Source organism: Pseudomonas sp. MLB6B (assembly GCF_054508135.1).
In genome coordinates this window covers 1,362,707-1,388,039 of sequence record NZ_CP199313.1, presented here as the reverse complement: position 1 = coordinate 1,388,039, position 25,333 = coordinate 1,362,707, and the positions used below count along the sequence as shown (strand labels likewise).

Below are 25,333 nucleotides of genomic sequence, written 5' to 3'. Positions count from 1 at the left end.
CCATGAGCGAAGACCGATCGAGCAACGGGCAGAAGTCCTGGCTGGGTAAACTGACCCAGGCTTTTGCCCATGAGCCGAAAAACCGCCAGGAGCTCCTCGAGCTGCTGCGCGAAGCCCATCAGAACAAGCTGCTCGACAGCGAAGCGCTGGCCATCGTCGAAGGCGCCATCCAGGTCGCCGACCTGCAGGTGCGCGACATCATGGTGCCGCGCTCGCAGATGATCAGCATCAAGGCCAGCCAGACGCCCCGCGAGTTCCTGCCTGCGGTGATCGACGCCGCGCATTCGCGTTATCCGGTGATCGGCGAGAGCCACGACGATGTGCTCGGAATTCTCCTGGCCAAGGACCTGCTGCCGTTGATCCTCAAGGAAAATGGCGACAGCTTCGACATCAAGCAGTTGCTGCGCCAGGCCACCTTCGTGCCTGAGTCCAAGCGCCTCAACGTGCTGCTGCGCGAGTTCCGCGCCAACCACAACCACATGGCCATCGTGGTCGACGAATACGGCGGCGTGGCGGGCTTGGTGACCATCGAGGACGTGCTCGAGCAGATCGTCGGCGACATCGAAGACGAGCACGACGTCGAGGAAGACAGCTACATCAAGCCGCTGCCCAACGGCGACTTCCTGGTCAAGGCGCTGACGCCCATCGACAACTTCAACGAGTTCTTCGACGGCGCGTTTTCCACCGAAGACTTCAACACCGTCGGCGGCCTGGTCATGACGGCCTTCGGCCACCTGCCCAAGCGCAACGAGACCACGGAAATCGGCACTTGGCGCTTCCGTATCCTCAATGCCGACAGCCGACGCATCCATTTGCTGCGCCTGACCCCGATCAACCGTTAAGGATTCCCATGCGCTGGATCACCCGTCCCGGCTGGCCCGGTAATCTGCTGGCCGTGGCGGCCGGCGCCTCGACCCTGCTGGCCCTGGCGCCCTTCGACTTCTGGCCGCTGGCCCTGTTGTCTATCGCGCTGTTCTACGCCGGCCTGCGCGAGCTGAGCCCGCGCCAGGCCATGGGCCGTGGCTGGTGCTTCGGCTTCGGCCTGTACGGCGCCGGCACCAGCTGGATCTACGTCAGCATGACCACCTACGGCGGCGCCTCGCCGCTGCTGGCGGTATTGCTGCTGGTGGCGTTCTTCGCCGGCGTCGCCTGGTTCTTCGCCCTGCCCGCCTGGGTCTGGGCGCGCTGGCTGCGCCGCCGCGACGCGCCGCTGGCCGACGCCTTGAGCTTTGCTGCGCTGTGGCTGCTGCAAGAGGCATTCCGCGGCTGGTTCCTCACCGGTTTCCCTTGGCTATATGCCGGTTACAGCCAACTGGCCGGGCCCTTGGCGGGCTTGGCGCCGGTGGGCGGTGTGTGGCTGGTGTCGTTCGTCCTGGCCTTGAGCGCGGCGCTGCTGTGCAACCTGTATCGCCTGCGCGCGCAACCCAAGGCGCTTGCCCTGGGTGCGCTACTGCTGGTCGCGCCCTGGATCGTAGGTGTGGCCCTCAAAGGCCATGCCTGGACCCGCCCTGCGGGCGAGCCGCTGAGCGTGGCGGCGATCCAGGGCAACGTGGAGCAGGACTTGAAATGGGACCCGGCGCACATCAATGCGCAACTGGCGCTGTACCGCGACCTGAGCCTGAACGCCAAGCCCGTGGACCTGCTGGTCTGGCCGGAAACGGCCGTGCCCATCCTCAAGGACCAGGCCCAGGGCTACATCGACATGATGGGCGGTTTCGCCAGCGGTCGGCATTCGGCGCTGATCACCGGCGTGCCGGTGCGCGAGGAAGTCGACGGGCAGCGCCGCTTCTACAACGGCGTGACCGCCACTGGCGAAGGCAGCGGCACCTACCTCAAGCAGAAACTTGTGCCCTTTGGCGAGTACGTGCCGCTGCAAGACCTGCTGCGAGGCGCCATCGAGTTCTTCAACCTGCCGATGTCCGACTTCGCTCGCGGGCCGGCGGACCAGCAGTTGTTACAGGCCAAGGGCTACCGGATCGCGCCGTACATCTGCTACGAGGTGGTGTACCCGGAATTCGCCGCAGGCCTGGCGGCGCGCAGCGACCTGCTGCTGACCATCAGCAACGACACCTGGTTCGGCACCTCCATCGGCCCGCTGCAACACTTGCAGATGGCGCAGATGCGCGCACTCGAAGCCGGCCGCTGGATGATCCGTGCCACCAACAACGGCGTGACGGCGCTGATCGACCCACAGGGCCGCATCACCGCGCAGGTGCCGCAGTTCGAGCAGGCGATTCTCTACGGGAAAGTGGTGCCGATGCAGCAACTGACGCCTTACCTGCAATGGCGTTCGTGGCCGCTCGGTACAGTGTGTGCGCTGCTGCTCGGATGGGCCCTGCTGGCACGACGCAAGACGCGGGCGCTGTAAGCCTCGCACTGCGACCTTGTAGGCGCGGTCGATCGGCCGTACCTACAAGGTGCCTCAATAGAGCAACCGATACGCCAGCAACCCCAACGCCTCGTTCAACAACTGCGCGTTCTGCCCGATGGCCCGGCTTTCCGGCAACAGGCCGGCGAAGGGCCGGCCCTCGGCGCTGCCGAGCGCGCCCATCGGCGCCGCGATCACCGTAAAGCCTGCACGCTCGAAACTCCAACGCGCACGCGGCATATGCCAGGCCTGGGTCACCAGTACGATCCGGCGTTTGCCCAGGGGTTGCAGCACCTCGGCGCTGTACACGGCGTTTTCCCAGGTGGTGCGGCTGCGTCCTTCCTGCCATGTCACGGCGATACCGAAGTCCGCTTGCAGACGTTCGGCCATCAACTGCGCCTCGCTAGGTGGCTCGCCGAAGTGCAGGCCACCGCTGGTCAGAAGTGGCAAGCCACAGGCCTTGGCCAGGTTCGCCGCGAAGCGCATGCGCTCCAGCGCCAGCAAGCTCGGCTGGTCGCTTGCGCCCCAGGCCGGGTCGCCACGCTCGCGCCCGGCGCCCAGCACCACGATGGCGTCCGCCTGCTGCGCCAACTGCGGCCAGGCCTGCACCGCCAGCGGCGCTTCGCGCTCCAGCAGGCGCGCGTTCTGCTGCACCACCAGCGGCAGGCTCATCAGCCACAGACCAGCCAGGCCCATGACGAAGCACAGGGTCGACAGCCGCGGGAAGCGCCCGCGCAGGCACCAGCCCAAGAGCAGCAAGAGGATCAACAGACCGGGCGGCAACAGCCATTGTTTGATGAAAAAGCGAAGGGGCATGGCGCATACCTCGTGGCAAGGCATGCAGACTAGGAGGATCGGCGCCGGCCCTCAAGGGCAACGGACGCCGATCAAGTCGAGAGCGTGTAATGAAGGCCCGGAGGCGGGCTGGAAAGGCCGTGGAAGGCCGTGTCTACCTGAAGGTCGGCGCACGCGGCCGGGCGGCGACGTCAGGGCGTTTCCTGTCTTTGAGCCAGACGATCCTGGCCGTGCCGGTGGCCGCTTGCGGCTCGCTGCCGGCCTGCTCCAAGCGGCCCTGCGCGTGGACTTTCAACCAGGCCTTGATCACCTCGAACTCGGCTTGGCTCAAGCCACGCAATTCCAGCTCGGCAGGTACCTGATCGCGCAGTCTAGCTGCGGTTCTGGCCGTTTCCAGCGCCAGTCCCAGGCGGCCGATCAACCGTTCGTAGACCTCAGGTTTGGTCTTGCTTAGCTGCGAATCTCCCATCTACTCACCTCTTCGAAGATAACGGCATCTCCCCCAGCCCTGAGCTTAGCGTCACTCGCCAAAGCAGCAGGCCGCCGCGACCAACGGCCCCCGGCATAGATTGGTTAGCCACCGGCGGCGACGCTCATGTATGCTACGGCGCTCACTCTATCGACGCCGGAGTACCGGACGCAGCGAGCTCGCGCTGCCTGGAACAGGGTCTTTCCTCTCTCAGCAAAAAGTAGCCATGCACGAACAATACACGCCCCGTGATATCGAAGCCGCCGCCCAGTCTTTCTGGGACGCGCAACAGTCGTTCGCCGTCAACGAACAGCCAGGCAAAGACACCTACTACTGCCTATCGATGTTCCCGTACCCGAGCGGCAAGCTGCACATGGGGCACGTGCGCAACTACACCATCGGCGACGTGATCGCCCGCTACCAGCGCATGCTCGGCAAGAACGTGCTGCAGCCCATGGGCTGGGACGCCTTCGGCATGCCGGCGGAAAACGCCGCGATGAAGAACAACGTCGCACCGGCCAAGTGGACGTACGAAAACATCGACTACATGAAGACCCAGCTCAAGAGCCTGGGCCTGGCCATCGACTGGTCGCGCGAAGTCACCACCTGCAAGCCGGATTACTACCGCTGGGAACAATGGCTGTTCACCCGCCTGTTCGAAAAGGGCGTGATCTACCGCAAGAACGGCACCGTGAACTGGGACCCGGCCGATCAGACCGTGCTGGCCAACGAGCAGGTCATCGATGGCCGCGGCTGGCGTTCGGGCGCGCTGATCGAGAAGCGCGAAATCCCCATGTACTACTTCCGCATCACCGACTACGCCGACGAGCTGCTGGAAAGCCTCGACGAGCTGCCGGGCTGGCCAGAGCAGGTCAAGACCATGCAGCGCAACTGGATCGGCAAGTCGCGCGGTATGGAAGTGCAGTTCCCGTACGACCAGGCCAGCATCGGCCACAACGGCACGCTGAAAGTCTTCACCACCCGTCCAGACACCCTGATGGGCGCCACCTACGTGGCCGTCGCCGCCGAGCACCCGCTGGCCACCCAGGCGGCGCAGAACGACCCCGAGCTGCAAGCGTTCATCGACGCCTGCAAGGCCGGTAGCGTGGCCGAGGCCGACATGGCCACCCAGGAAAAGAAAGGCATGCCGACCGCACTGCACGTCGAGCACCCCCTGACCGGCGAGAAGTTGCCGGTGTGGGTCGCCAACTACGTGCTGATGCACTACGGCGACGGCGCGGTGATGGCCGTGCCGGCCCACGACGAGCGCGACTTCGAATTCGCCCGCAAGTACCAGTTGCCGGTCAAGGCCGTGGTGCGCACCAGCCTGGGCGACGAAGTCGGCAGCGAGTGGCAGGACGCCTACGGCGAGCACGGCCAACTGATCAACTCCGGCGAGTTCGACGGCCTGGACTTCGCTGGCGCCTTCGACGCCATGGAAGCCGTGCTGATCGGCAAGAACCTCGGCAAGTCGCGCACCCAGTTCCGCCTGCGCGATTGGGGCATCAGCCGCCAGCGCTACTGGGGTTGCCCGATCCCGATCATCCACTGCGCCACCTGTGGCGACGTGCCGGTTCCCGAAGACCAACTGCCCGTCACCCTGCCGGAAAATGTCGTGCCCGATGGCGCCGGCTCGCCCTTGGCGCGCATGCCCGAGTTCTACGAATGCGTCTGCCCCAAGTGCGGCAGCGCGGCCAAGCGCGAAACCGACACCATGGACACCTTCGTCGAGTCGTCCTGGTACTTCGCCCGCTATGCCTCGCCCAACTACGAAGGCGGCATGGTCGATCCGAAAGCGGCCAACCACTGGCTGCCGGTGGACCAGTACATCGGCGGCATCGAACACGCCATCCTGCACCTGCTGTACGCGCGCTTCTTCCACAAGCTGATGCGCGACGAAGGCCTGGTCACCTCCAACGAGCCGTTCAAGAACCTGCTGACCCAGGGCATGGTGGTCGCCGAGACCTACTACCGCGTGGCCAGCAACGGCGGCAAGGACTGGTTCAACCCGGCCGATGTCGAACTGGAGCGCGACGCCAAGGCCAAGATCATCGGCGCACGCCTGAAAAGCGACGGTCAGCCGGTGGAAATCGGCGGCACCGAGAAGATGTCCAAGTCCAAGAACAACGGCGTCGACCCGCAATCGATGATCGACGCCTACGGCGCCGATACCTGCCGCCTGTTCATGATGTTCGCCTCGCCACCCGATGCCAGCCTGGAATGGTCCGATTCCGGTGTCGAAGGTGCCAGCCGCTTCCTGCGCCGCGTCTGGCGCCTGGCCCAGGCCCACGTCGCCCAGGGTCTGCCTGGCGCGCTCGACATCGCCGCCCTGGACGATGCGCAGAAGACCATCCGCCGCGCCATCCACTCGGCGATCCGCCAGGCCGGCACCGACGTGGGCCAGTTCCACAAGTTCAACACCGCCATCGCCCAGGTGATGACCCTGATGAACGTGCTGGAGAAAGCCCCGCAAGCCAGCGAACAGGACCGTGCCTTGCTGCACGAAGGCCTGGAGGCCGTCAGCCTGTTGCTGGCACCGATCACCCCGCACATCTCCCACGTGCTGTGGAATCACCTCGGCCATGACGGCGCGGTGATCGACGCCGCCTGGCCCGTCGTGGACGAATCCGCGCTGGTGCAGGACAGCATCGTGCTGGTGGTGCAGGTCAACGGCAAGCTGCGTGGCCAGGTGGAAATGCCTGCCGCCGCCAGCCGCGAGGAAGTCGAAGCCGCGGCCCGCAGCAACGAAAACGTCCTGCGCTTCATCGATGGCCTGACGATTCGCAAGGTCATCGTGGTACCGGGCAAGCTGGTCAACATCGTCGCCAACTGATGGCAACGCCTGCGCGCCGAGGGCGGGCAGGCGGAATCGGCCCACAAGGGAGCTACAACATGATCAAACGCAATCTGCTGGTGATGGGCCTGGCCGTCATGCTCAGCGCCTGCGGTTTCCAGTTGCGCGGCACTGGCACCAACGACCTGAGCATCAAGGAACTGGACGTCACGGCGCGCAACGCCTATGGCGAGACGGTCAAGCAACTGCGCAACACCCTGGAAAACAGCGGCGTGAAGCTTTACAGCGGCGCGCCTTACCATTTGGTACTGCTCAACGAGCGGGAAGACCAGCGTGCGGCCAGCTACACCGGCGGCTCGCGCACGGCCGAATACGAGCTGACCACCACAGTGGACTACGCGGTGAAAGGCTTGAACGACGCCACGCTGCTGCAAGACAAGATCGAAGTGAACAAGGTCTACGTACGCGACGGCAACAACGTCATCGGTTCCAGTCAGGAAGCCACCAAGGTGCGCAAGGAAATGCGCAACGAACTGGTGCAACGCCTGGTGGTACGTTTGCAGCAACTGACGCCTTCGCGCCTCGATGAGCTGCAGCGCAAAGCCGACCTGCGCGCCAAGGCCGAAGCCGAAGCCCTGGATGCCGCGCGTCGTGCGCAAGACGCCACGCCCCAGCAATCGCCGATGCAAATCCCGGCCAACTGAGCCTGAACGGGGCACGCCTGTGCCCCGCCCTACCCCATGAAGCTCGCTCCCGCCCAGCTCAACAAACACCTGCAAGGCGACCTGGCACCGGTCTATATCGTCAGTGGCGATGACCCGCTGCTGTGCCAGGAAGCCGCCGATGCCATCCGCGCCGCCGCGCGCCGGCAGGGCTTCGACGAACGCCAGGTGTTCAGCGCCGATGCCAACTTCGACTGGGGCACCCTGCTCCAAGCCGGGGCCAGCCTGTCGCTGTTCGCCCAGCGGCGCCTGTTGGAACTGCGCCTGCCATCGGGCAAGCCCGGCGACAAAGGCGCTGCCGCGCTGATCGAATACTGTGCCCGACCTGCCGAAGATACCGTGCTGCTGATCAGCCTGCCCAAGCTCGATGCCAGCGCCCAGCGTGGCAAGTGGGGCAAAGCCCTGCTCGAAGGGCCGCAGTGCCAGTTCGTGCAGATCTGGCCGGTCGATGTCCAGCAACTGCCCAACTGGATCAATCAACGCCTGGCCCAAGCAGGGCTGTCCGCGCAGCGCGAGGCGGTCGAGCTGATTGCCGCACGGGTCGAGGGCAACCTGTTGGCTGCGGCCCAGGAGATCGAGAAGCTCAAGCTGCTGGCCGAGGGCAATCAGATTACCCTGGAGACCGTTCAGGCTGCCGTGGCCGACAGTGCCCGCTTCGACGTGTTCGGTCTGGTCGATGCCATCCTCAACGGCGACGCTGGGCATGCTTTGCGTGTCCTCGAAGGCTTGCGCGGTGAGGGCGTCGAGCCACCGGTGATTCTCTGGGCGCTGGCCCGTGAACTGCGCTCGCTGGCCGGGCTGGCGCAACAGTTCAGCCAGGGCGTGCCGCTGGACAAGGCCTTCAGCCAGGCCAAACCACCGATCTGGGACAAACGCCGGCCCTTGGTCAGCAAAGCCTTGCAACGCCTCAGTGCGCAACGTTGGGCGCAGCTGTTGCAGGATGCCCAGCGTATCGATGCGCAGATCAAGGGCCAGGCCGAAGGCTGCCCTTGGGTAGGCTTGAGCCGCCTGACGCTGTTGATGGCCGGACAGCGTCTGGCATTGCCGGCGCAGTGAGCCGTGCGCCGATTGACACATTCAATTGGCCCCGGTCCCACCCTGGTCCTAAAGTGCGCGCTTTCCCCCAATCGCTTGAGGAAATCGCCATGAGCAAAAGGCCCCAAAAGCACGGCCCGAACAAAGCCAAATCCATCGTCGCCCAGCCGCTGTTCCGCTGTCGCCAGGAACGCCCCGGCAAAGGCAAAGGCAGCTATCAACGCGAAGCCTTCCAATCGAAAGATTGGGAGGCTTCTTCCTTTCTGGCGGCATGAAAGCAATCGCGGCACAGGCATGATATGGTCATCGCCTGTCCTGCAATCCCTGGATCTGTGCATGCTTCCCAGTCTTTTCCCTCGCTGGCATTCCCGCCAATTGATCGCAGCATCCAGCCTCGTCCTGCTGGTCGCCTGTGCGGAAAAACCCACTGCCGCCGATGCCGTGCCCCTGGCACCCGCGCAACCTGTGCCCGTCGTCGGGCTTGCCACGGCCGACGTGGATGCCGGCAGCGAAATCCAACCCGTACAGACCTTCGCGCAATGGCAGGCGGGCTTCCGTGAACAAGCCTTGCAGGCCGGTATCAGCGCCAGCCTGTTCGACCGCGCCTTCTCCGGTGTCACGCCCGACATGGACGTGATCAAGGCCGACCGCAGCCAACCCGAGTTCAGCCGCCCGGTCTGGGAATACCTCGACGGCGCGCTGTCGCCGCTGCGGGTACGCAACGGCAAGCGCCTGCTGCAACAGCACGCTGACCTGCTGGCCCAGCTCGAACAGCGCTACGGCGTCGATCGGCAGATACTGGTTTCGGTGTGGGGCATGGAGAGCAATTTCGGCCAGTTCCAGGGCAGCAAGTCGGTGATCCGCTCGCTGGCCACCTTGGCCTACGAAGGCCGGCGTCCGCAGTTTGCCCAGGACCAGTTGATCGCCGCCTTGCAGATTCTGCAGAACGGCGACATCCAGCCCGACGCCATGCGCGGCTCCTGGGCCGGCGCCATGGGCCAGACCCAGTTCATTCCCACCACCTACAACACCCACGCCGTCGACTTCGACGGCGATGGCCGCCGCGACATCTGGAACAGCACGCCCGATGCCCTGGCCTCCACCGCCCACTACCTGCAAAGCTCGGGTTGGAAGCGCGGCCAGCCCTGGGGCTTCGAGGTTCAGGTGCCCGCAGGTTTCGACTACTGGCAGGCCGATGGCAGCCAGCGCAAGCCGGTCAGCGAATGGTTGCAGATGGGCGTCACCCTGCCCGCCGGCACCCAGCTACCGGCCGGCAGCAACGAGCTGTCCGCGGCGCTGCTGTTGCCCGCAGGCGCCCGTGGCCCAGCGTTCCTGGTGCTGGACAACTTCCGCGCCATACTCAAATACAACAACTCTTCTTCCTACGCCTTGGCGGTAAGCCTGCTGGGCGACCGCTTCTCCGGCTGGGGTTTCATCGCCGGCAGTTGGCCGAAAGACGACACGCCCCTGAGCCGCAGCGAGCGCATGGAATTGCAGAACCTGCTCAATGCCAGCGGCCACCCAGCCGGCAATGCCGACGGCATCATCGGCGCCAACACCCGCAAGGCCATTCGCACCGCGCAACAGGCGCTGGGTTGGCCAGCAGATGGGTATCCGACGCACAAGCTGCTCGATAGCCTGCGCAGCCGTTGAGGTGAGGCAAATGCGCACTTGGTGCGGCGCATGCGTATAGCCCTGACGCACCCCCGCTCTAATGGGCTGCCCCGCAGCCCATCACGGGCGAACCGAAGCGCCCGCTACCCTTTTGTGCTGCCGCACAGGCCAGCGATGGGCCACGGTCTGCGGACATGGCTTTACCCCCTCACCTGTCGCTATTGCATCAAACATGGTGCTCGAACAATGCTTGCTCCAGGACCAGCGTGCGTGCCTGAGTGTCCAACCTGACCCGTGCACCCAGCGGCAGACATACGTTCGGATCGCAATGCCCGCTGCGCCACCCGGCCAGTACCGGAATCCGTAACGGCTCGAACACGTCGCGCAACAATGGCGTCAGCGCCGCTACGGTGATACCGGCGAAATCCCCCACCAGCACGCCTTTCACACCCTGCAACATGCCGGCCAGACGCAACTGGATCAGCAGCCGGTCGACCCGGTACAGCGGTTCGTTGACGTCCTCGATGAACAGGATGCTGCCCGTAAGATCGGCCTGCGCCAGCGTGCCGACGGTTGCGCCGATCATCGACAAGTTGCCCCCCAGCAATGTACCGCTGGCCGACCCCGGAACGATCCCGGTCAACGGCCACGCGGCGGGATGGGCAATTGCCGTACCGCTCTGCAACCGCCCGCTCAACTGCTCGAACAACGAGGCCTCGGTGGGCTCGGCCTTGGCGCCGAGCAGGTCGGCGTTGAGCATTGCGCCATGGAAGGTGACCAGCCCGGTATGGCGCTGCAGCGCAGTGTGCAGCGCAGTGATGTCGCTGTAACCGATCAATGGTTTGGGGTGGCGACGGATCAGCTCGAAATCCAGGCCGTCGAGCAGGCGCATGCTGCCGTAACCGCCGCGCATGCACAGGATGGCGTCGATGCTCGGGTCGGCAAAGGCGTCGTGCAGGTCTTGCAGGCGCTGTGCGTCACTGCCGGCGAGATAACCTTCGGCCGACGTCACGCTAGGGTACAAACGGCATCGGTAGCCGCGCTCGGCGAACCACTGTTGGGCCTTGTCCACATCCAGTCGCGCAGGCCCGGCCGGGGCCACCACGGCGAAACAGGCATCGGCGCGCAGCGCTCGGGGCAATTGGGTAACGGGTTGCAGACCGCGCATCTTCACTCCTCAAAGGCCATGGCCCTGAACGAAAAATGCCGATGGTACCCTGCGATACACATCGGCACTGTCGGCACGTGTCGCGATCAGAGCTTGATCTTGGCTTCGTGCGCTTGCTGGTCGGCGTGGTAGGACGAACGCACCAGCGGCCCGGAGGCAACGTTCTTGAAGCCCATCTTGTAGCCTTCCTCGGCGAACCAGGCGAAGGTGTCGGGGTGTACGAAACGCTGCACCGGCAAGTGGTTGCGCGAAGGTTGCAGGTACTGGCCGAGGGTGAGCATGTCGATGTCGTGCTCGCGCATGCGGTGCATGACCTCTATGACTTCCTCATCGGTTTCGCCCAGGCCCAGCATCAGGCCGGACTTGGTCGGCACGTGCGGCACCAGTTGCTTGAATTTCTGCAGCAGGTCGAGCGACCAGTCGTAGTCCGACCCCGGACGCGCAGCCTTGTACAGGCGCGGTACGGTTTCCAGGTTGTGGTTGAACACATCCGGCGGCTCGTTGGCGGTGATTTCCAGCGCGACGTCCATGCGCCCGCGATAGTCCGGCACCAGGGTTTCGAGCTGCACGCCCGGCGACAGCGCACGGATCTCGCGGATGCAGTCGGCGAAATGCTGGGCGCCGCCGTCGCGCAGGTCGTCGCGGTCGACCGAAGTGATCACCACGTACTTCAAGCGCAGGTCGGCGATGGCCACGGCGAGGTTCTTCGGCTCGTCCACGTCCAGCGGGCGCGGACGACCGTGGCCGACGTCGCAGAACGGGCAGCGACGGGTGCAGATGTCGCCCATGATCATGAAGGTCGCGGTGCCGCCGGAGAAACACTCGCCCAGGTTCGGGCAGGACGCCTCTTCGCAGACGCTGTGCAGCTTGTGCTTGCGCAGCAGTTGCTTGATGCGGTCGACCTCGGGCGAAACGGGGATGCGCACGCGGATCCAGTCGGGCTTCTTCGGCAGCTCTTCGGTGGGGATGATCTTCACCGGGATGCGCGCGACCTTCTCGGCGCCGCGCAGCTTGACGCCGGCTTCGACTTTCTTCGGCGCCTGGCGGCGCGGCGCGTCGCTGGCGATGAGGTTCGGCACGGCTTCTTGCACAGTAGTCATATTCAGTCGATTCCGCCCGTGAGGGTCGTCTGCTCTGCGTAGTCGAGGTGCTTGACCAGCTGTTCGCGCAGCCTCGTCCTGACCTCGTCGAGTTCGATCGGGCCTGTGTGGTCGCGCAGCTGGGTCATGGCCAGCCCGGCGTACCCACAGGGGTTGATTCGGCGAAACGGCGCCAGGTCCATGTCGACGTTCAGCGCCAGGCCGTGAAAGGCGCAGCCGTTACGGATGCGCAGGCCCAGCGAGGCGATCTTCGCGCCATCGACGTAGACGCCCGGGGCATCGGGCTTGGCGGCGGCCTGTACCTGATAGCTGGCCAGCAGCGCCACCAGGCTGGCTTCGATGCGGCTGACCAGCTCGCGCACGCCGATGCCCAGGCGGCGTACATCCAGCAGCAGGTAAGCCACCAGCTGACCCGGCCCGTGATAGGTGACCTGGCCGCCGCGCTCGGTCTGCACCACTGGAATGTCGCCGGTGAACATCAGGTGTTCGGGCTTGCCGGCCTGGCCTTGGGTGAACACCGGCAAGTGCTCGACCAGCCAGACTTCGTCCGGCGTGGCGTCGGTGCGCTGCCCGGTGAAACGCCGCATGGCCTCGAGCACCGGTTCGTACGGTTGCAGGCCAAGCACGCGAAACCCCAGGCAGGCAGGCATCACAGCACCATTTTCACGATGCCGGTGGCACGCAGAGCGCTGTTGATGTCGTGCAGTTGGTCTTCGCTGGTCGCCACGATGTGCAGCTGCACGGTGGTGTACTTGCCTTCCTTGCTCTGGCGCTCGGCCAGGGTCGAGAGGTCGACTTCAGCGTGTTTCTTGAGGATTTCGATGACCGTGTCGCGGAAATTGACCACGGTGTCGCCGATGACCTTGATCGGGTAGTCGGCGCAGGGAAATTCGATTTTGTGCGACTTGACGTCTGCTTCGCTCATGGCGGTAACGGCCTCGTTAGCCGTGGCAACAACGAAGCCCCCACCGTGGGCGGGGGCTTGCCGGGGTCACGTGTCAGTTGAACAAGCCATAGAAGAATAGACGAATGCTATCCCACATACGGCGGATGAAGCCACCTTCCTCGACGGCTTCCAGGGCGATCAGGTCGGCGCTGTGCACCACCTTGTCGTCCAGCTTGACCTCGACCTTGCCGATCACATCGCCCTGGGCGATGGGGGCGGTCAGTTGCGGGTTGAGGGTCATCGACGCTTGCAGACGCTTGAGCTGGCCCTTGGGCATGGTCATGGTCAGGTCGTTGGCCAAGCCCGCCTTGACTTGCGAGGTGGCGCCCTTCCATACCGGCGCCTGCGCCAGCTCGGTGCCCTTCTGGTAGAAGGTCTGGGTTTCGAAGAAGCGGAAGCCGTAGGTCAGCAGTTTCTGCGTTTCGGCCGCACGGGCCTGTTCGCTGTTGGTGCCGAAGACCACGGCGATCAGGCGCTGGCCGTCACGCACGGCGGAAGACACCATGCAGTAGCCGGCCTCTTCGGTGTGGCCGGTTTTCAGACCGTCGACGGTCTTGTCGCGCCACAGCAGCAGGTTGCGGTTGGGCTGCTTGATGTTGTTCCAGAAGAACTCTTTCTGCGAGTAGATGGCGTAGTGGGCCGGATCTTCGTTGATGATCGCGCGCGCCAGCAGGGCCATGTCGTGGGCCGACGAATAGTGCTCGGGGTTCGGCAGGCCGGTGGGGTTCATGAAGTGGCTGTTGCTCATGCCCAAGTCCGCAGCGGTCTTGTTCATCATGTCGGCGAAAGCGTCTTCGCTGCCGGCGATGTGCTCGGACAGGGCCACCGAGGCGTCGTTGCCCGACTGGATGATGATGCCGTGCAGCAGATCGCTGACGGTGACTTGGCTGCCGACCTTGATGAACATGCGCGAGCCGCCGGTGCGCCAGGCGTTTTCGCTGACGGTGACCGGGTCGTTCTCGCCGATCTGCCCGCGGCGGATGTCGAGCGTGGCGATGTAGGCGGTCATCAGCTTGGTCAGGCTGGCAGGCGGCAGGCGCTCGTCACCGTTGTTCTCGACCAGCACGTTGCCGCTTGCGGCATCCATCAGCACGTAGGATTTGGCCGCCAGTTGAGGGGCCGCTGGCACCATCTGCTCCGCCGCGAAGGCGGCAGGCATGATCAGCAGCAGCACGGGCAGGCATAGGCGTTGGGCTAGTTTGGTGATGTTCATCCGTCTCTCGTAAATCGTTTGAAGGTCTGATGTTCGCGGCCGCAATCGGCACAGGTGCCGGCTATCCGGGCCACGCCCCCACATCAATGTTCAGCGCCCTGGGAGGGGCTGGCGGGCAAAAGCGGCCATTGTACATGGCCATGCCCGCCGGTTCATGACAAAACCGACCGATCGGCTCAGTCTGCCGTGACCAGCTTGGCCTGGCCGAGGTTGGCCAGACGCACGCTGTCCTGCATCTGCTGCACTTCGCCCTGGCTGCCGATCGGCCCCAGGCGCACGCGGTGCAACGTCTGCTGGTTGCGCACGATGGAGCTGATGAACACCGGCGCGCTGACCATGGTGCTCAGCTTGGAGCGCAGCAGTTCGGCCGCGTCCGGGTTGGCGAAGGCGCCGACCTGCAGGAACATCGCGCCGTTGCCTACAGGGGCGGGGTTGCTCGCCACCTGTACCGGCACCACGGCGGCCGCGTGCTGCTGCGGCGGTGGCGTCCACTGCTCGACGCCACCGGTGCTGGCCGGCAGCGGCTGGGTTTGCGCGACCTGTGGTTCTTTGAGCACCAGCGGTGCCGATCGCCCGCGCTGGGCCCACCACTGTTGCGGATCGATGCCCTCGACGCGTACCCGCGCGGTGCCGATCTCGGCGTAGCCGAGCTTTTTGGCGGCGGCGTAGGACAGGTCGATGATGCGGTCGGAATAGAACGGCCCGCGGTCGTTGACCCGCAGGATCACGCTGCGCTGGTTGTCGAGATTGGTCACCCGCACATAGGCCGGCAGCGGCAGGGTCTTGTGCGCCGCGCTCATGCCGTAGAGGTCGTAGACCTCGCCGTTGGCAGTGTTCTGGCCATGGAACTTGGTGCCGTACCACGACGCCGTGCCCTCGGCGCGGTAGTTGCTGAATTGCTGGATCGGGTAGTAGGTCTTGCCCAACACCGTGTAGGGGTTGGCCTTGTAGGGGCCGGTGTGCAGGGTCGGCGTGGCGTCGGGAATCTTGTTGACGTCCACGTCCCACCAGGGCGCGCCGTCCTTGTGCGCGCGGTTGATGTCCAGGCCCGGCTGGGCGCGGACGATCGCACCGCCCTTGGGCGCTTTCGCGGCGGTGCTGGGGCGACTGGAAGAACAGCTCGCCAAGACCAGCGCGGCGGTCAGGCAGCCCAGGACTTTCAAAGTGTTCGCTGTGAAGAATTCGCGCATTTAGTTGACGCCTCGTGCCTTGACCAGCTGCTCGGACAACTGATGCACCGCCATGGCATACATCACGCTGCGGTTGTAGCGGGTGATCGCGTAGAAATTTTTCAGGCCCATCCAGTATTCGGGGCCGTTTTCGCCTTCCAGACGGAACGCCGTGACCGGCAGATCGTCGGGCAGCGCATCTTGACTCGACCAGCCGAGGGCACGCAACTGAGCGACCGTGCTGGCCGGCTCGATGCCCTGGGTCAGGCCCTGGTCGGCCTGCGCACCGCTGACCTGGGCGCGGCTGACCACCGCTTCCCCCTCGACCCAGCCATGACGCTGGAAGTAGCTGGCGACGCTGCCGATGGCATCGTCGGCGTTGTTCCAGATGTTGATGTGCCCATCGCCGTCGAAGTCCACGGCATAGGCGCGGAAGCTGCTGGGCATGAACTGCGGTAGGCCCATGGCGCCGGCGTAGGAGCCCTTGAGGCTGAGCGGGTCGACCTGCTGGTCGCGGGCCAGCAGCAGATACTCGCGCAGTTCCTTGCGGAAGAAGTCGGCGCGGGGCGGGTAGTCGAAGCCCAGGGTCGACAACGCGTCGATCACCCGGTAGTTGCCGGTGTTGCGGCCGAAGAAGGTTTCCACGCCGATGATCGCCACGATCACCTGCGCCGGCACGCCGAAGGTCAGCTCGGCACGGGCCAGGGTGGCCTCGTGCTGGCGCCAGAAGTCCACGCCACGGGCGATGCGCGCGTCGGTGAGGAACATCGGGCGGTAGTCCTTCCATGGCTTGACGCGCTCGGCCGGCCGGGAAATGGCGTCGAGGATCGACTGCTTGCGCTCGACCTCGGCGAACACCGCCTGCAACTGCTCGGGGGCGAAGCCGTGGTCGCGGGTCATCTCGGCGACGAACGCCTGCACTTGCGGCGAACCGTCGTAATCGCCGGCGGTGACCTGCGCGGCCGCGCCAAGCAGGCCCAGGGCGCCGATCCACGGCATTTGACGAGCCACCCAGCCACGCACGACTTGCATGTAATTGTTCACCTTATTCAAACCTGCGCGATCCACTTGCGATGCGTGTGGATCGACATCAAAACGCCAAACGCTGACAGCAGCGTCACCAATGAAGTTCCGCCGTAGCTGATGAAGGGCAACGGCACGCCCACTACTGGCAGAAGGCCGCTCACCATACCGATATTGACGAACACGTACACGAAGAACGTCATGGTCAGGCTGCCGGCCAGCAGCTTGCCGTACAGGGTCTGCGCCTGGGCGGTGATGACCAGGCCACGGCCGATCAGCAGCAGGTAGATGATCAGCAGCATGCAGATGCCCACCAGGCCGAATTCTTCGCCCAATACGGCGATGATGAAGTCGGTGTGGCTTTCAGGCAGGAAGTCCAGGTGCGACTGGGTGCCCAGCAGCCAACCCTTGCCGAACACCCCGCCCGAGCCGATGGCGGCCTTGGACTGGATGATGTTCCAGCCGGTGCCCAGCGGGTCGCTTTCCGGGTCGAGGAAGGTCAGCACACGCTGCTTCTGGTAGTCGTGCATGACGAAGAACCACATCGCCACCGCCACCGGCACCGCGGCGGCCAGCACGCTGACGATCCAGCGCCAACGCAGCCCGCCCATGAACAGCACGAAGGCGCCGGACGCCAGGATCAGCAACGCGGTGCCGAGGTCGGGCTGGCGTACGATGAGGATGAACGGCACGCCGATCAGCACCAGGCTGATCAGCACGTGCTTGAGCTGCGGCGGCAAGGTGCGCTTGGCCAGGTACCAGGCGATGGTCGCCGGCATGATGATCTTCATGAATTCCGAGGGCTGGAAGCGAATCACCCCGGGAATGTTGATCCAGCGCGTGGCGCCCATGGCGTTGTGGCCCATGACGTCCACCACCACCAGCAGCATCACCCCCATCAGGTAGGCCAGCGGCACCCAGCGCGCCATGAAGCGCGGTTCGAGCTGGGCGATGACGAACATCGACACCAGGCCCAGGCCGAAGGAAGAAGCCTGCTTGAGCAGCAGGTCCCAGTTCTTGCCGCTGGCCGAATACAGCACGAACAGGCTGCCGGCGGCCAGGGTCAGGAGAATCAGCAGCAGCGGCCCATCGATATGGATGCGCTGCAGAAAGCTCGCGCGGCGACGCATCACGTCTTCGCTGGAGAGCATGCGGTCGAAATTGTTCATCACGGGGCCGGTTCCTCGGCAACGGTGGCAGGCACGGCGGCGGATTTGAGCCGGCCATGTTCATCGAGCAGCCAGGCGTCCATGATCTGGCGCACCACGGGCGCGGCCACACCGGACCCGGACTCGCCGTTCTCGACCATCACCGAGATCACGATCTCGGGCTTTTCGGCCGGGGCGAAGGCGACGAACAGGGCATGGTCGCGGTGGCGCTCCTGGAGCTTGTTGCGGTCGTATTTTTCGCCTTGGCGAATCGCCACCACCTGCGCGGTGCCGCTCTTGCCGGCGATGCGGTACTGCGCGCCGAGCGCGGCCTTGCGTGCGGTGCCGCGCGCACCCTGCATCACCTGCTCCATGCCGTGGGTGACCTTGTTCCAGTCGGACGGGTCGCGCAGGACGATGTCGGGCATCGGCTCTTCGTCCACCGGCGGCTCGCCTTCGATGGTCTTGGCCAGGCGCGGACGGTTCCACACGCCCTTGTTGGCGATCAGCGCGGTGGCCTGGGCCAGTTGCAGGGGGGTGGCCTGCATGTACCCCTGGCCGATGCCGAGGATCAGCGTTTCGCCAGGGAACCAGGCCTGGCGGCGGGTGGCGCGCTTCCATTCGCGCGACGGCATGAGCCCGGCCGATTCCTCGAACATGTCCAGCGACACGCGCTGGCCGATACCGAACTTGTTCATGTAGGCCGACAGGCGATCTATGCCCATCTTGTGCGCCAGGTCGTAGAAGTAGGTGTCGTTGGAACGCATTATCGCCGTGTCGAGATCGACCCAGCCGTCACCACTGCGGTTCCAGTTGCGGTACTTGTGGTCGTAGTTGGGCAGTTGGTAGTAGCCGGGGTCGAACACTCGGCTGCCGGCGTTGACCACGCCGCTGTCGAGGCCGGCGATGGCCACGGCGGGCTTGATCGTCGAACCTGGCGGGTACAGCCCGCGCAGCACGCGGTTGAACAGCGGCCGGTCGATCGAGTCGCGCAGCTCGGCGTAGGCCTTGAAGCTGATGCCGGTGACGAACAGGTTGGGATCGAAGCTCGGCTGGCTGACCATCGCCAGCACCTCGCCGGTACGCGGGTCGAGCGCCACCACGGCGCCGCGACGCCCGCCCAGCGCCGCTTCGGCGGCCTCCTGCAGCTTGATGTCCAGGCTCAGCACGATGTCCTTGCCGGGCTTGGGATCGGTGCGCTTGAGCACACGCAGCACGCGACCGCGGGCATTGGTCTCGACTTCTTCGTAGCCGACCTGGCCATGCAGGGCGCTCTCGTAGAAGCGCTCGATGCCGGTCTTGCCGATGTGGTGGGTGCCGCTATAGTTGACCGGATCGAGGGTCTTGAGCTCTTTCTCGTTGATCCGCCCCACATAGCCCACCGAATGGGCGAAATGCGCGCCCTGGGGATAGTGCCGCACCAGTTGCGCCACCACTTCCACGCCGGGCAGGCGGAACTGGTTCACCGCCACGCGGGCGATCTGCTCTTCGGTCAGTTCGAACAGGATCGGCACCGGCTCGAACGGCCGACGCCCCTGGCGCATGCGCTTTTCGAACAGCACGCGGTCGTCTTCGCTCAGTTGCAGCACTTCGACGATGGCGTCGAGCACCTGCGGCCAGTCGCTGCCGGCGCGCTCGCGGGTCATGCTCAGGCTGAAGCTGGGCCGGTTGTCGGCGATGATCACGCCGTTGCGGTCGTAGATCAGCCCACGGGTGGGTGGAATCGGCTGCACGTGCACCCGATTGTTCTCCGACAGCGTGGAGTGGTAGTCGTACTGCACGACCTGCAGGAAGTACAGGCGCGCGACCAGCACGCAGATGAGCAACGTCACCGCCACGGCGCCGACCACGACGCGCTTGCGCACCAGACGGGCGTCTTTCTCGTGGTCCTTGAGGCGGATCGGCTGCGACATCGGTCAGGCTTACAGGCTATTTATGGTAGGGATGCCCGGACAGCACGGTCCAGGCGCGGTAGATCTGTTCGCCGATCAGTATCCTTACCAACGGGTGCGGCAGTGTCAGCGGCGACAGCGACCAGCGCTGTTCGGCCCGCGCGCACACCTGCGGGGCCAGCCCCTCGGGGCCGCCGACCATCAGGTTGACGGTGCGCGCATCGAGGCGCCAGCGGTCGAGTTCGCCCGCCAACTGCTCGGTGCTCCAGGGTTTGCCGTGCACTTCGAGGGTGACGATGCGCTCGCCCGGCTGCACCTTGCTCAGCATGGCGTCACCCTCCTGACGGATCAGGCGGGTCACGTCGGCGTTCTTGCCGCGGGTGTTCAGCGGGATTTCCACGAGCTCCAGCGCCATCTCCGCAGGCAGGCGCTTGGCGTATTCGTGCCAGCCTTCCTCGACCCACTTGGGCATGCGCGAACCGACCGCGATCAGGCGCAGACGCATGGCGCCGACCTATTCCCGGTCCTTGAGCTTTTCGAAGTAGTCGTGGGTGCTGTTCTCGGGGCTGTGGTGCTTGCCGTCGGCGGCGCGGCTCTGCTCGGCGCCGACCCACAGACGCTCCAAGTCGTAGAACTGGCGGGCAGCGGCGGTCATCATGTGCACGATGACGTCGTTGAGGTCGAGCAGCACCCAGTCGCTGTCGCCCTTGCCTTCTTCGCCCAGGGGCTGCGCGCCCTTGGCCTTGACCGCTTCGCGGACCTTTTCCAGCATCGCGTTGATCTGCCGGTTGGAGGTACCGGTGGCGATGATCATGTAGTCGGTGAGGCTGTGCTTGTCGCGGACGTCGATCACTTGGATGTCTTGGGCCTTGACGTCTTCGAGCGCCGATTTGGTCAGCTCGACCAGTGCTTCGCCATGGATTTTCTGCTTGGTCATATCAAACTCGTTCAACGTGTTGAGTGAGGTGCCCGTGGCACCTTCAGGTAGACGCACGATACAGGTCGTGCGCCTCTATGTAGGCCAGTACTGCGTCCGGCACCAGGAACCGCACCGACTTGCCGCTGGCCAGCAGCTGTCGGATCTGCGTAGCGGACACCGCGAGCGGGGTCTGCCAGACGAACGAAATGTGCCCCGCCGGGCCGGGCATGGCGGTAGGATCGCTCGCGGAGCGCGCAGCCAGCAGGTTGCGCAGCTCGAAAGGGGGTTCGACGTCGGCATCCGGGCGTTGCAGCACCAGGATGTGACAGTGTTGCAGCAGCTCTTCCCAACGGTGCCAGCCCGGCAGGCCGCAGAAGGCGTCCCACCCCAGCAGCAGGAACAGCTGGTCGTCGGCGGCGAGTTCGGCGCGCAACGATTCGAGCGTGTCGATGGTGTACGACGGTTTGTCGCGCGCCAGCTCGCGGGCATCGACGCTCAGCTGCGCCGTGCCGGCCACCGCGTGGCTCACCATCGCCAGGCGGTCTTGCGGCGTCACCTGCGGTGTGTCGCGGTGCGGCGGGCGGGCGTTGGGCAGCAGGCGCAGTTCGTCCAGCCGCATCAGCTCGGCCACTTCCAGCGCGCTGCGCAGGTGGCCGATATGCACGGGGTCGAAGGTTCCGCCCAGGATGCCGATGCGCCGGGCTGGCGAAGGTGCGGTCAATTCAGCTCGGCTCCTGGCCGCGCAGTTGGCCGTCGCCGATCACCACGTATTTCTCGCAGGTCAGGCCTTCCAGGCCGACCGGGCCGCGGGCATGCAGCTTGTCGGTGGAGATGCCGATTTCCGCGCCCAGGCCGTATTCGAAACCGTCGGCGAAGCAGGTCGGTGCGTTGATCATCACCGAGGCCGAATCGACGTCGGTGATGAAACGTCGGGCCTGGCCCTGGTGCTCGGTGACGATGGCGTCGGTGTGGTGCGAACCGTAATGGTTGATGTGCTCGACGGCCTGGTCGAAGCCGTCGACGACGCGGATCGACAGGATCGGCGCGAGGTACTCGGTGTGCCAGTCCGCTTCGCTGGCCGGCTGGGCGTCGACGATGGCGCGGGTCCGCTCGCAGCCGCGCAGTTCCACGCCCTTCTCGATCAGGGCTTCGGCCATGCCAGGCAGGAAGGCCTGGGCCACGCGCTGGTCGACCAGCAGGGTTTCCATGGCGCCGCAGATGCCGTAGCGGTAGGTCTTGGCGTTGAGGGCGATGCGCTGGGCCTTGGCCAGCTCGGCGTGCTCGGCCACGTACACGTGGCAGATGCCGTCGAGGTGCTTGATGACCGGCAAGCGGGCCTCGCGGCTGACGCGTTCGATCAGGCTGCGCCCGCCACGGGGCACGATGACGTCGACGTAGTCGGGCATGCTGATCAACGCCCCGACCGCCGCGCGGTCGGTGGTCTCGACCACCTGCACCACCGCGGCCGGCAGACCGGCGTCGGCCAGGCCGCGCTGGATGCAGCGGGCGATGGCACGGTTGGAATGGATGGCTTCGGAGCCGCCGCGCAGGATGGTCGCGTTGCCCGACTTCAGGCACAGGCTGGCGGCGTCGATGGTCACGTTCGGGCGCGACTCGTAGATGATTCCCACAACGCCCAAGGGCACGCGCATCTTGCCGACCTGAATGCCCGAAGGCCGGTAGCTCATGTCGCGGATCGCCCCGACCGGATCGGGCAGCGCAGCGACCTGACGCAGGCCGGTGATCATGCCGTCGATGCGCGCCGGGGTCAGCGCCAGGCGGTCGAGCAGCGCTGGCTCCAGACCATTGGCGCGGCCAGCGGCCAGGTCTTGCTCATTGGCGGCGGTCAGCTCATCGCGGGCAGCGTCCAGCGCCGCGGCGGCGGCCTGCAGGGCGCGGTTCTTCTGCGCGGTGCTGGCACGGCCGATGACCCGCGAGGCTTCGCGGGCGGCGCGACCCAGGCGGGTCATGTAGTCAAGAACGGACTCAGTCATGGGTTCGGTGTCTTGGCGAAGGGGAAAGCGGCTGATTATAGCGGGCGCGCCGGTATACGCCCAGCGGTGGGAGGCGGATGGTAGTAAATGTCACAGCCGCAGGGTCAGAAAGATGTAACGGTAGGTATCGGAATTGTCCGATTTTGCCTTGGTAAGTGTCTCGGCGTCTCACTACAGCCCGTGTTTGCGGGGGCATGCCCGATGCGCGATCAATGGCCTTGGATCAAGTACAGGCACAAGGCCAGCGCTGCGGTCCGTCATTCGTTGCTATGATCCCGGTCTTTTCGCCTGGAAGCCGATCCCCCATGACGACGCCAGCCCTCCACCCGCCTTCGGCCTTGCCCGACAGCTTCTTCGACCGCGACGCCCAGACCCTGGCCAAGGACCTGCTCGGCAAAGTCATCCGCCACCGCCAAGGCGACCTGTGGCTGGCCGCGCGGATCATCGAAACCGAGGCCTATTACCTCAGCGACAAAGGCAGCCATGCTTCCCTGGGCTTCACCGAAAAGCGCAAGGCGCTGTTTCTCGACGGCGGGCACATCTACATGTACTACGCACGTGGCGGCGATTCGCTGAACTTCAGCGCCCACGGGCCGGGCAATGCCGTGCTGATCAAGTCGGCCTACCCCTGGACCGACGCCCTGAGCGACGCCAACAGCCTGGCGCGCATGCAGCTGAACAACCCCGACGCCAGCGGCAACCCGCGCCCCGACGGGCGCCTGTGCGCCGGCCAGACTCTGCTCTGCCGTGCCCTGGGCCTGAAGGTGCCGCACTGGGACGCCCAGCGCTTCGACCCCCAGCGTTTCTATGTGGAAGATTGCGGCATCGCGGTGCCGCAGATCATCCAGACCGCGCGCCTGGGCATTCCCCACGGCCGCGACGAACACCTGCCCTACCGCTTCGTCGATGCCGCCTATGCCCGCTTCTGCACGCGGAACCCGCTGCGCCGGGGCCAAGTCGAAGGGCAGGACTTCTCCATCATCAAGGCTTTCCCCTCCTGAACGAAGGACACTGACATCATGGGCCAATGGCTCGACAGCCTCACCACCTGGCTCAGTGCCAACCCACAATGGCTGGGCATTGCCATCTTCCTCATCGCCTGCATCGAGTGCTTGGCCATCGCCGGCATCATCGTGCCCGGCACCGTGCTGCTGTTCGCAGTGGCGGTGCTGGCCGGCAGCGGCGCCTTCACCTTGGGGGAAACCCTGTTGCTGGGGTTCGCCGGGGGCTTGCTCGGCGATGCGCTGTCCTACGCCATCGGCAAATACTTCCACCAGAACATCCGCGGCTTGCCGCTGATACGCCACCACCCCGAATGGATCGGCAGCGCCGAGACCTATTTCAAGCGCTATGGCATCGCCAGCCTGCTGGTAGGCCGCTTCATCGGGCCGCTGCGGCCGATGCTGCCGATGGTCGCGGGCATGTTCGACATGCCGCTGCTGCGCTTCGTCGCCGTCAGCCTGGTGGCCGCCGCCGGTTGGTCGGTGGCCTATCTGCTGCCCGGCTGGGCGACCGGCGCGGCCATCCGCCTGCCGCTGCCGGAAGACTTCTGGCCCCAGGCCGGTATCGTCGTCGGCACCCTGGCCGTGCTGATCGTGGTCAGCCTGAGCAGCAGCATCCGCGATCACCGCCACGGCAGCCGCCTGATCAGCGGGTTGTGCCTGCTGGCACTGATCGCCGTGTTCGTCGGTTGGCCATGGCTACACGACTTCGACCAAGGCGTGATGACCCTGGTCCAGGAACACCGCCGCCAGGCGCTGGACGGCGCCGTGGTGCTGATCACCCGGCTGGGCGATTTCCGCACGCAGTTCTTCCTCGGCGGCCTGCTGACCGGGCTGTTGCTGCTGGTGCGGCAATGGCGCCATGCGTTGTTCGCCGGCTGCGCGCTGATCGGCACCGCCGTCGGCAACGGCAGCCTGAAATGGCTGTTCGCCCGTGCGCGCCCCGAAGTGCTCACCGAACCGCTGACCAGCTACAGCATGCCCAGCGGGCACAGCTCGGCCTCGTTCGCCTTCTTCCTGGTGCTGGCGGTCCTGGCCGGGCGCGGTCAGCCGACGCGCATGCGCCTGACCTGGGTCTTGCTGGGCTGTTTGCCCGCCATGACGATCGCCCTGTCGCGGGTCTACCTCGGCGCGCACTGGCCGACCGACATCCTCGCCGGCACCCTGCTGGCCTGCTGCGTGTGCGCCCTGACCCTGACTCTGGTGCAGAACCGCGAGCCCCTGCCGGCCATGCCGGTGCGGGTGTGGTGGCTGGTGCTGCCGGCCTGCGCAGCGCTGATGGCGTTCTTCGCCTTCCACGCCCTGCCTGCCGCGCTGCTGCGCTACCAGTACTGAAAAGGGCGCCGCCAGGCGCCCGTCGGCCTCAGCCGATCACCTCGCCCTGCAACTGTTCGAGCAGCGTCTGAATGCCATCCAGGCGCTGCGCGGGCGAGTCGGTGGCCAGCAACCTGAGCTTTTCCTCTTCCAGAAACGGCAGCAGATACCCCAACTGGTTGGCCAGCGACTGCCGGCCGTCGACCGCCTGGGGCATGTCCAGGGACTTGACCATCGGGTGCTCGCCCAAAGCCAGCAGCAGCGCCAGCAGATCGTCGTCCTGTTCGAGCAAGGCACTGTCGGCCTGCTCGGCCAGCCATTCGACTTCGCCGACCAGCAACTGGTCCTTGAGCACCTGGGTCGCACCCAGTCGGAAGCGTCGGGCACCCTCGACGCGAATGCCCAGCAGGCCGTTTTCCTGCTGCACGAAGTCGCGGATCACCGCCTCGCAGCCGACCGTCGCCACACCGGTGGGTGCGTGGCCGACCTGCTCGCCGTCGAGGATGCACACCACGCCGAAGCCTTCGCCCTGCTTCATGCAGCGGCCGATCATGTCCAGGTAGCGTGCTTCGAAAATCTGCAGGTCGAGCAGACAGCCGGGAAACAGCACGGTATTGAGCGGAAACAGCGGTAACGTCATGTCGCGTCC

General features: G+C 65.5%; 25 protein-coding genes. 9 read left to right on the top strand and 16 right to left on the bottom strand.

Annotated elements, in window-relative coordinates:
• The first annotated feature begins 2 nt into the window (after positions 1-2).
• Both ACSMEV_RS06025 and lnt read left to right on the top strand, forming a co-directional pair.
• Complete coding sequence (locus tag ACSMEV_RS06025) at positions 3-842, top strand: HlyC/CorC family transporter (protein ID WP_296269304.1); 840 nt, start codon at positions 3-5, stop codon at positions 840-842.
• 8 nt (positions 843-850) lie between these two features.
• Positions 851-2,368 carry an apolipoprotein N-acyltransferase gene (gene lnt, locus ACSMEV_RS06020; RefSeq protein ID WP_459207627.1) on the top strand — a complete coding sequence of 506 codons (1,518 nt, stop codon included), beginning with the start codon at positions 851-853 and terminating at the stop codon, positions 2,366-2,368.
• Between the two features lie 54 nt (positions 2,369-2,422).
• Here the strand turns inward: lnt and ACSMEV_RS06015 are convergent, their stop codons facing one another.
• On the bottom strand, positions 2,423-3,184 hold the full coding sequence (locus tag ACSMEV_RS06015) for a YdcF family protein (protein WP_459207626.1): 762 nt from the start codon (positions 3,182-3,184) through the stop codon (positions 2,423-2,425).
• A 133-nt stretch (positions 3,185-3,317) separates the two neighbouring features.
• Positions 3,318-3,632 carry a hypothetical protein gene (locus tag ACSMEV_RS06010; protein ID WP_459207625.1) on the bottom strand — a complete coding sequence of 105 codons (315 nt, stop codon included), beginning with the start codon at positions 3,630-3,632 and terminating at the stop codon, positions 3,318-3,320.
• A gap of 226 nt (positions 3,633-3,858) precedes the next feature.
• Here ACSMEV_RS06010 and leuS point away from each other — a divergent pair, with 226 nt between their 5' ends.
• From leuS to ACSMEV_RS05985, 5 genes are all read left to right on the top strand, one after another.
• The gene (gene leuS, locus ACSMEV_RS06005) at positions 3,859-6,465 is read left to right on the top strand and encodes a leucine--tRNA ligase (protein WP_459207624.1); all 2,607 of its coding nucleotides are present in this window, start codon (positions 3,859-3,861) and stop codon (positions 6,463-6,465) included.
• Between the two features lie 59 nt (positions 6,466-6,524).
• Positions 6,525-7,130, top strand: coding sequence for an LPS-assembly lipoprotein LptE (locus ACSMEV_RS06000; RefSeq protein WP_459207623.1), 606 nt, complete (start codon positions 6,525-6,527; stop codon positions 7,128-7,130).
• Between the two features lie 36 nt (positions 7,131-7,166).
• Positions 7,167-8,204 carry a DNA polymerase III subunit delta gene (gene holA / locus ACSMEV_RS05995; protein ID WP_459207622.1) on the top strand — a complete coding sequence of 346 codons (1,038 nt, stop codon included), beginning with the start codon at positions 7,167-7,169 and terminating at the stop codon, positions 8,202-8,204.
• 89 nt (positions 8,205-8,293) lie between these two features.
• Positions 8,294-8,458, top strand: a complete 165-nt coding sequence (arfA, locus tag ACSMEV_RS05990) for an alternative ribosome rescue factor ArfA (protein WP_296269297.1) — start codon at positions 8,294-8,296, stop codon at positions 8,456-8,458.
• A 61-nt stretch (positions 8,459-8,519) separates the two neighbouring features.
• Positions 8,520-9,836 carry a lytic murein transglycosylase gene (locus ACSMEV_RS05985; protein WP_459207621.1) on the top strand — a complete coding sequence of 439 codons (1,317 nt, stop codon included), beginning with the start codon at positions 8,520-8,522 and terminating at the stop codon, positions 9,834-9,836.
• A gap of 187 nt (positions 9,837-10,023) precedes the next feature.
• On the opposite strand, the gene ACSMEV_RS05980 is transcribed toward ACSMEV_RS05985, so the two are convergent.
• The 13 genes from ACSMEV_RS05980 to ACSMEV_RS05920 all read right to left on the bottom strand — a co-directional run bounded on the left by ACSMEV_RS05980 (position 10,024) and on the right by ACSMEV_RS05920 (position 22,369).
• Positions 10,024-10,965 (bottom strand): S66 peptidase family protein, encoded by a 942-nt coding sequence (locus ACSMEV_RS05980; protein ID WP_459207620.1) that lies wholly within the window; start codon positions 10,963-10,965, stop codon positions 10,024-10,026.
• Positions 10,966-11,051: 86 nt separating this feature from the next.
• Positions 11,052-12,065 (bottom strand): lipoyl synthase, encoded by a 1,014-nt coding sequence (lipA, locus tag ACSMEV_RS05975; protein WP_296269293.1) that lies wholly within the window; start codon positions 12,063-12,065, stop codon positions 11,052-11,054.
• Positions 12,066-12,067: 2 nt separating this feature from the next.
• On the bottom strand, positions 12,068-12,715 hold the full coding sequence (gene lipB / locus ACSMEV_RS05970) for a lipoyl(octanoyl) transferase LipB (RefSeq protein ID WP_459207619.1): 648 nt from the start codon (positions 12,713-12,715) through the stop codon (positions 12,068-12,070).
• On the bottom strand, positions 12,715-12,990 hold the full coding sequence (locus tag ACSMEV_RS05965; protein WP_028695514.1) for a DUF493 domain-containing protein: 276 nt from the start codon (positions 12,988-12,990) through the stop codon (positions 12,715-12,717). Before ACSMEV_RS05965 ends, lipB begins: the two co-directional genes overlap by 1 nt.
• 73 nt (positions 12,991-13,063) lie before the next feature.
• Positions 13,064-14,224 (bottom strand): D-alanyl-D-alanine carboxypeptidase family protein, encoded by a 1,161-nt coding sequence (locus ACSMEV_RS05960; RefSeq protein ID WP_314494329.1) that lies wholly within the window; start codon positions 14,222-14,224, stop codon positions 13,064-13,066.
• A 176-nt stretch (positions 14,225-14,400) separates the two neighbouring features.
• A complete protein-coding gene (locus ACSMEV_RS05955; RefSeq protein WP_459207618.1) occupies positions 14,401-15,414 on the bottom strand; it encodes a septal ring lytic transglycosylase RlpA family protein in 1,014 nt (337 codons plus the stop codon).
• The gene (gene mltB / locus ACSMEV_RS05950) at positions 15,415-16,425 is read right to left on the bottom strand and encodes a lytic murein transglycosylase B (protein ID WP_459207617.1); all 1,011 of its coding nucleotides are present in this window, start codon (positions 16,423-16,425) and stop codon (positions 15,415-15,417) included. It lies immediately after the preceding gene.
• 17 nt (positions 16,426-16,442) lie between these two features.
• Complete coding sequence (rodA, locus tag ACSMEV_RS05945; RefSeq protein ID WP_296269390.1) at positions 16,443-17,546, bottom strand: rod shape-determining protein RodA; 1,104 nt, start codon at positions 17,544-17,546, stop codon at positions 16,443-16,445.
• Between the two features lie 38 nt (positions 17,547-17,584).
• A complete protein-coding gene (gene mrdA, locus ACSMEV_RS05940; RefSeq protein ID WP_459207616.1) occupies positions 17,585-19,477 on the bottom strand; it encodes a penicillin-binding protein 2 in 1,893 nt (630 codons plus the stop codon).
• Positions 19,478-19,493: 16 nt separating this feature from the next.
• Positions 19,494-19,961 carry a 23S rRNA (pseudouridine(1915)-N(3))-methyltransferase RlmH gene (rlmH, locus tag ACSMEV_RS05935; RefSeq protein WP_028695508.1) on the bottom strand — a complete coding sequence of 156 codons (468 nt, stop codon included), beginning with the start codon at positions 19,959-19,961 and terminating at the stop codon, positions 19,494-19,496.
• A 9-nt stretch (positions 19,962-19,970) separates the two neighbouring features.
• Positions 19,971-20,393, bottom strand: a complete 423-nt coding sequence (gene rsfS / locus ACSMEV_RS05930; RefSeq protein WP_296269286.1) for a ribosome silencing factor — start codon at positions 20,391-20,393, stop codon at positions 19,971-19,973.
• Between the two features lie 43 nt (positions 20,394-20,436).
• Positions 20,437-21,096 carry a nicotinate-nucleotide adenylyltransferase gene (nadD, locus tag ACSMEV_RS05925; protein WP_459207615.1) on the bottom strand — a complete coding sequence of 220 codons (660 nt, stop codon included), beginning with the start codon at positions 21,094-21,096 and terminating at the stop codon, positions 20,437-20,439.
• A 1-nt stretch (position 21,097) separates the two neighbouring features.
• Positions 21,098-22,369 carry a glutamate-5-semialdehyde dehydrogenase gene (locus tag ACSMEV_RS05920; RefSeq protein WP_459207614.1) on the bottom strand — a complete coding sequence of 424 codons (1,272 nt, stop codon included), beginning with the start codon at positions 22,367-22,369 and terminating at the stop codon, positions 21,098-21,100.
• Between the two features lie 305 nt (positions 22,370-22,674).
• Here ACSMEV_RS05920 and ACSMEV_RS05915 point away from each other — a divergent pair, with 305 nt between their 5' ends.
• On the top strand, positions 22,675-23,370 hold the full coding sequence (locus ACSMEV_RS05915) for a DNA-3-methyladenine glycosylase (protein WP_459207613.1): 696 nt from the start codon (positions 22,675-22,677) through the stop codon (positions 23,368-23,370).
• Positions 23,371-23,388: 18 nt separating this feature from the next.
• A complete protein-coding gene (locus ACSMEV_RS05910) occupies positions 23,389-24,705 on the top strand; it encodes a bifunctional DedA family/phosphatase PAP2 family protein (protein WP_459207612.1) in 1,317 nt (438 codons plus the stop codon).
• Between the two features lie 28 nt (positions 24,706-24,733).
• Here the strand turns inward: ACSMEV_RS05910 and ACSMEV_RS05905 are convergent, their stop codons facing one another.
• A complete protein-coding gene (locus ACSMEV_RS05905; protein ID WP_459207611.1) occupies positions 24,734-25,324 on the bottom strand; it encodes an LON peptidase substrate-binding domain-containing protein in 591 nt (196 codons plus the stop codon).
• Positions 25,325-25,333 lie beyond the last annotated feature (9 nt).

What these genes read in the sequence shown, in the direction of transcription:
- mrdA (WP_459207616.1), bottom strand. Translation starts at nt 19,477, where the DNA reads ATGTCGCAGCCGATCCGCCTCAAGGACCACGAGAAAGACGCCCGTCTG.
- ACSMEV_RS06015 (WP_459207626.1), bottom strand. Translation starts at nt 3,184, where the DNA reads ATGCCCCTTCGCTTTTTCATCAAACAATGGCTGTTGCCGCCCGGTCTG.
- lnt (WP_459207627.1), top strand. Translation starts at nt 851, where the DNA reads ATGCGCTGGATCACCCGTCCCGGCTGGCCCGGTAATCTGCTGGCCGTG.
- lipA (WP_296269293.1), bottom strand. Translation starts at nt 12,065, where the DNA reads ATGACTACTGTGCAAGAAGCCGTGCCGAACCTCATCGCCAGCGACGCG.
- ACSMEV_RS06025 (WP_296269304.1), top strand. Translation starts at nt 3, where the DNA reads ATGAGCGAAGACCGATCGAGCAACGGGCAGAAGTCCTGGCTGGGTAAA.
- ACSMEV_RS05910 (WP_459207612.1), top strand. Translation starts at nt 23,389, where the DNA reads ATGGGCCAATGGCTCGACAGCCTCACCACCTGGCTCAGTGCCAACCCA.
- ACSMEV_RS05980 (WP_459207620.1), bottom strand. Translation starts at nt 10,965, where the DNA reads ATGCGCGGTCTGCAACCCGTTACCCAATTGCCCCGAGCGCTGCGCGCC.
- ACSMEV_RS05985 (WP_459207621.1), top strand. Translation starts at nt 8,520, where the DNA reads ATGCTTCCCAGTCTTTTCCCTCGCTGGCATTCCCGCCAATTGATCGCA.
- ACSMEV_RS05920 (WP_459207614.1), bottom strand. Translation starts at nt 22,369, where the DNA reads ATGACTGAGTCCGTTCTTGACTACATGACCCGCCTGGGTCGCGCCGCC.
- lipB (WP_459207619.1), bottom strand. Translation starts at nt 12,715, where the DNA reads ATGCCTGCCTGCCTGGGGTTTCGCGTGCTTGGCCTGCAACCGTACGAA.
- ACSMEV_RS05905 (WP_459207611.1), bottom strand. Translation starts at nt 25,324, where the DNA reads ATGACGTTACCGCTGTTTCCGCTCAATACCGTGCTGTTTCCCGGCTGT.
- mltB (WP_459207617.1), bottom strand. Translation starts at nt 16,425, where the DNA reads ATGCAAGTCGTGCGTGGCTGGGTGGCTCGTCAAATGCCGTGGATCGGC.
- ACSMEV_RS06010 (WP_459207625.1), bottom strand. Translation starts at nt 3,632, where the DNA reads ATGGGAGATTCGCAGCTAAGCAAGACCAAACCTGAGGTCTACGAACGG.
- ACSMEV_RS06000 (WP_459207623.1), top strand. Translation starts at nt 6,525, where the DNA reads ATGATCAAACGCAATCTGCTGGTGATGGGCCTGGCCGTCATGCTCAGC.
- holA (WP_459207622.1), top strand. Translation starts at nt 7,167, where the DNA reads ATGAAGCTCGCTCCCGCCCAGCTCAACAAACACCTGCAAGGCGACCTG.
- rodA (WP_296269390.1), bottom strand. Translation starts at nt 17,546, where the DNA reads ATGCGTCGCCGCGCGAGCTTTCTGCAGCGCATCCATATCGATGGGCCG.
- ACSMEV_RS05955 (WP_459207618.1), bottom strand. Translation starts at nt 15,414, where the DNA reads ATGCGCGAATTCTTCACAGCGAACACTTTGAAAGTCCTGGGCTGCCTG.
- rlmH (WP_028695508.1), bottom strand. Translation starts at nt 19,961, where the DNA reads ATGCGTCTGCGCCTGATCGCGGTCGGTTCGCGCATGCCCAAGTGGGTC.
- ACSMEV_RS05960 (WP_314494329.1), bottom strand. Translation starts at nt 14,224, where the DNA reads ATGAACATCACCAAACTAGCCCAACGCCTATGCCTGCCCGTGCTGCTG.
- leuS (WP_459207624.1), top strand. Translation starts at nt 3,859, where the DNA reads ATGCACGAACAATACACGCCCCGTGATATCGAAGCCGCCGCCCAGTCT.
- ACSMEV_RS05915 (WP_459207613.1), top strand. Translation starts at nt 22,675, where the DNA reads ATGACGACGCCAGCCCTCCACCCGCCTTCGGCCTTGCCCGACAGCTTC.
- rsfS (WP_296269286.1), bottom strand. Translation starts at nt 20,393, where the DNA reads ATGACCAAGCAGAAAATCCATGGCGAAGCACTGGTCGAGCTGACCAAA.
- arfA (WP_296269297.1), top strand. Translation starts at nt 8,294, where the DNA reads ATGAGCAAAAGGCCCCAAAAGCACGGCCCGAACAAAGCCAAATCCATC.
- ACSMEV_RS05965 (WP_028695514.1), bottom strand. Translation starts at nt 12,990, where the DNA reads ATGAGCGAAGCAGACGTCAAGTCGCACAAAATCGAATTTCCCTGCGCC.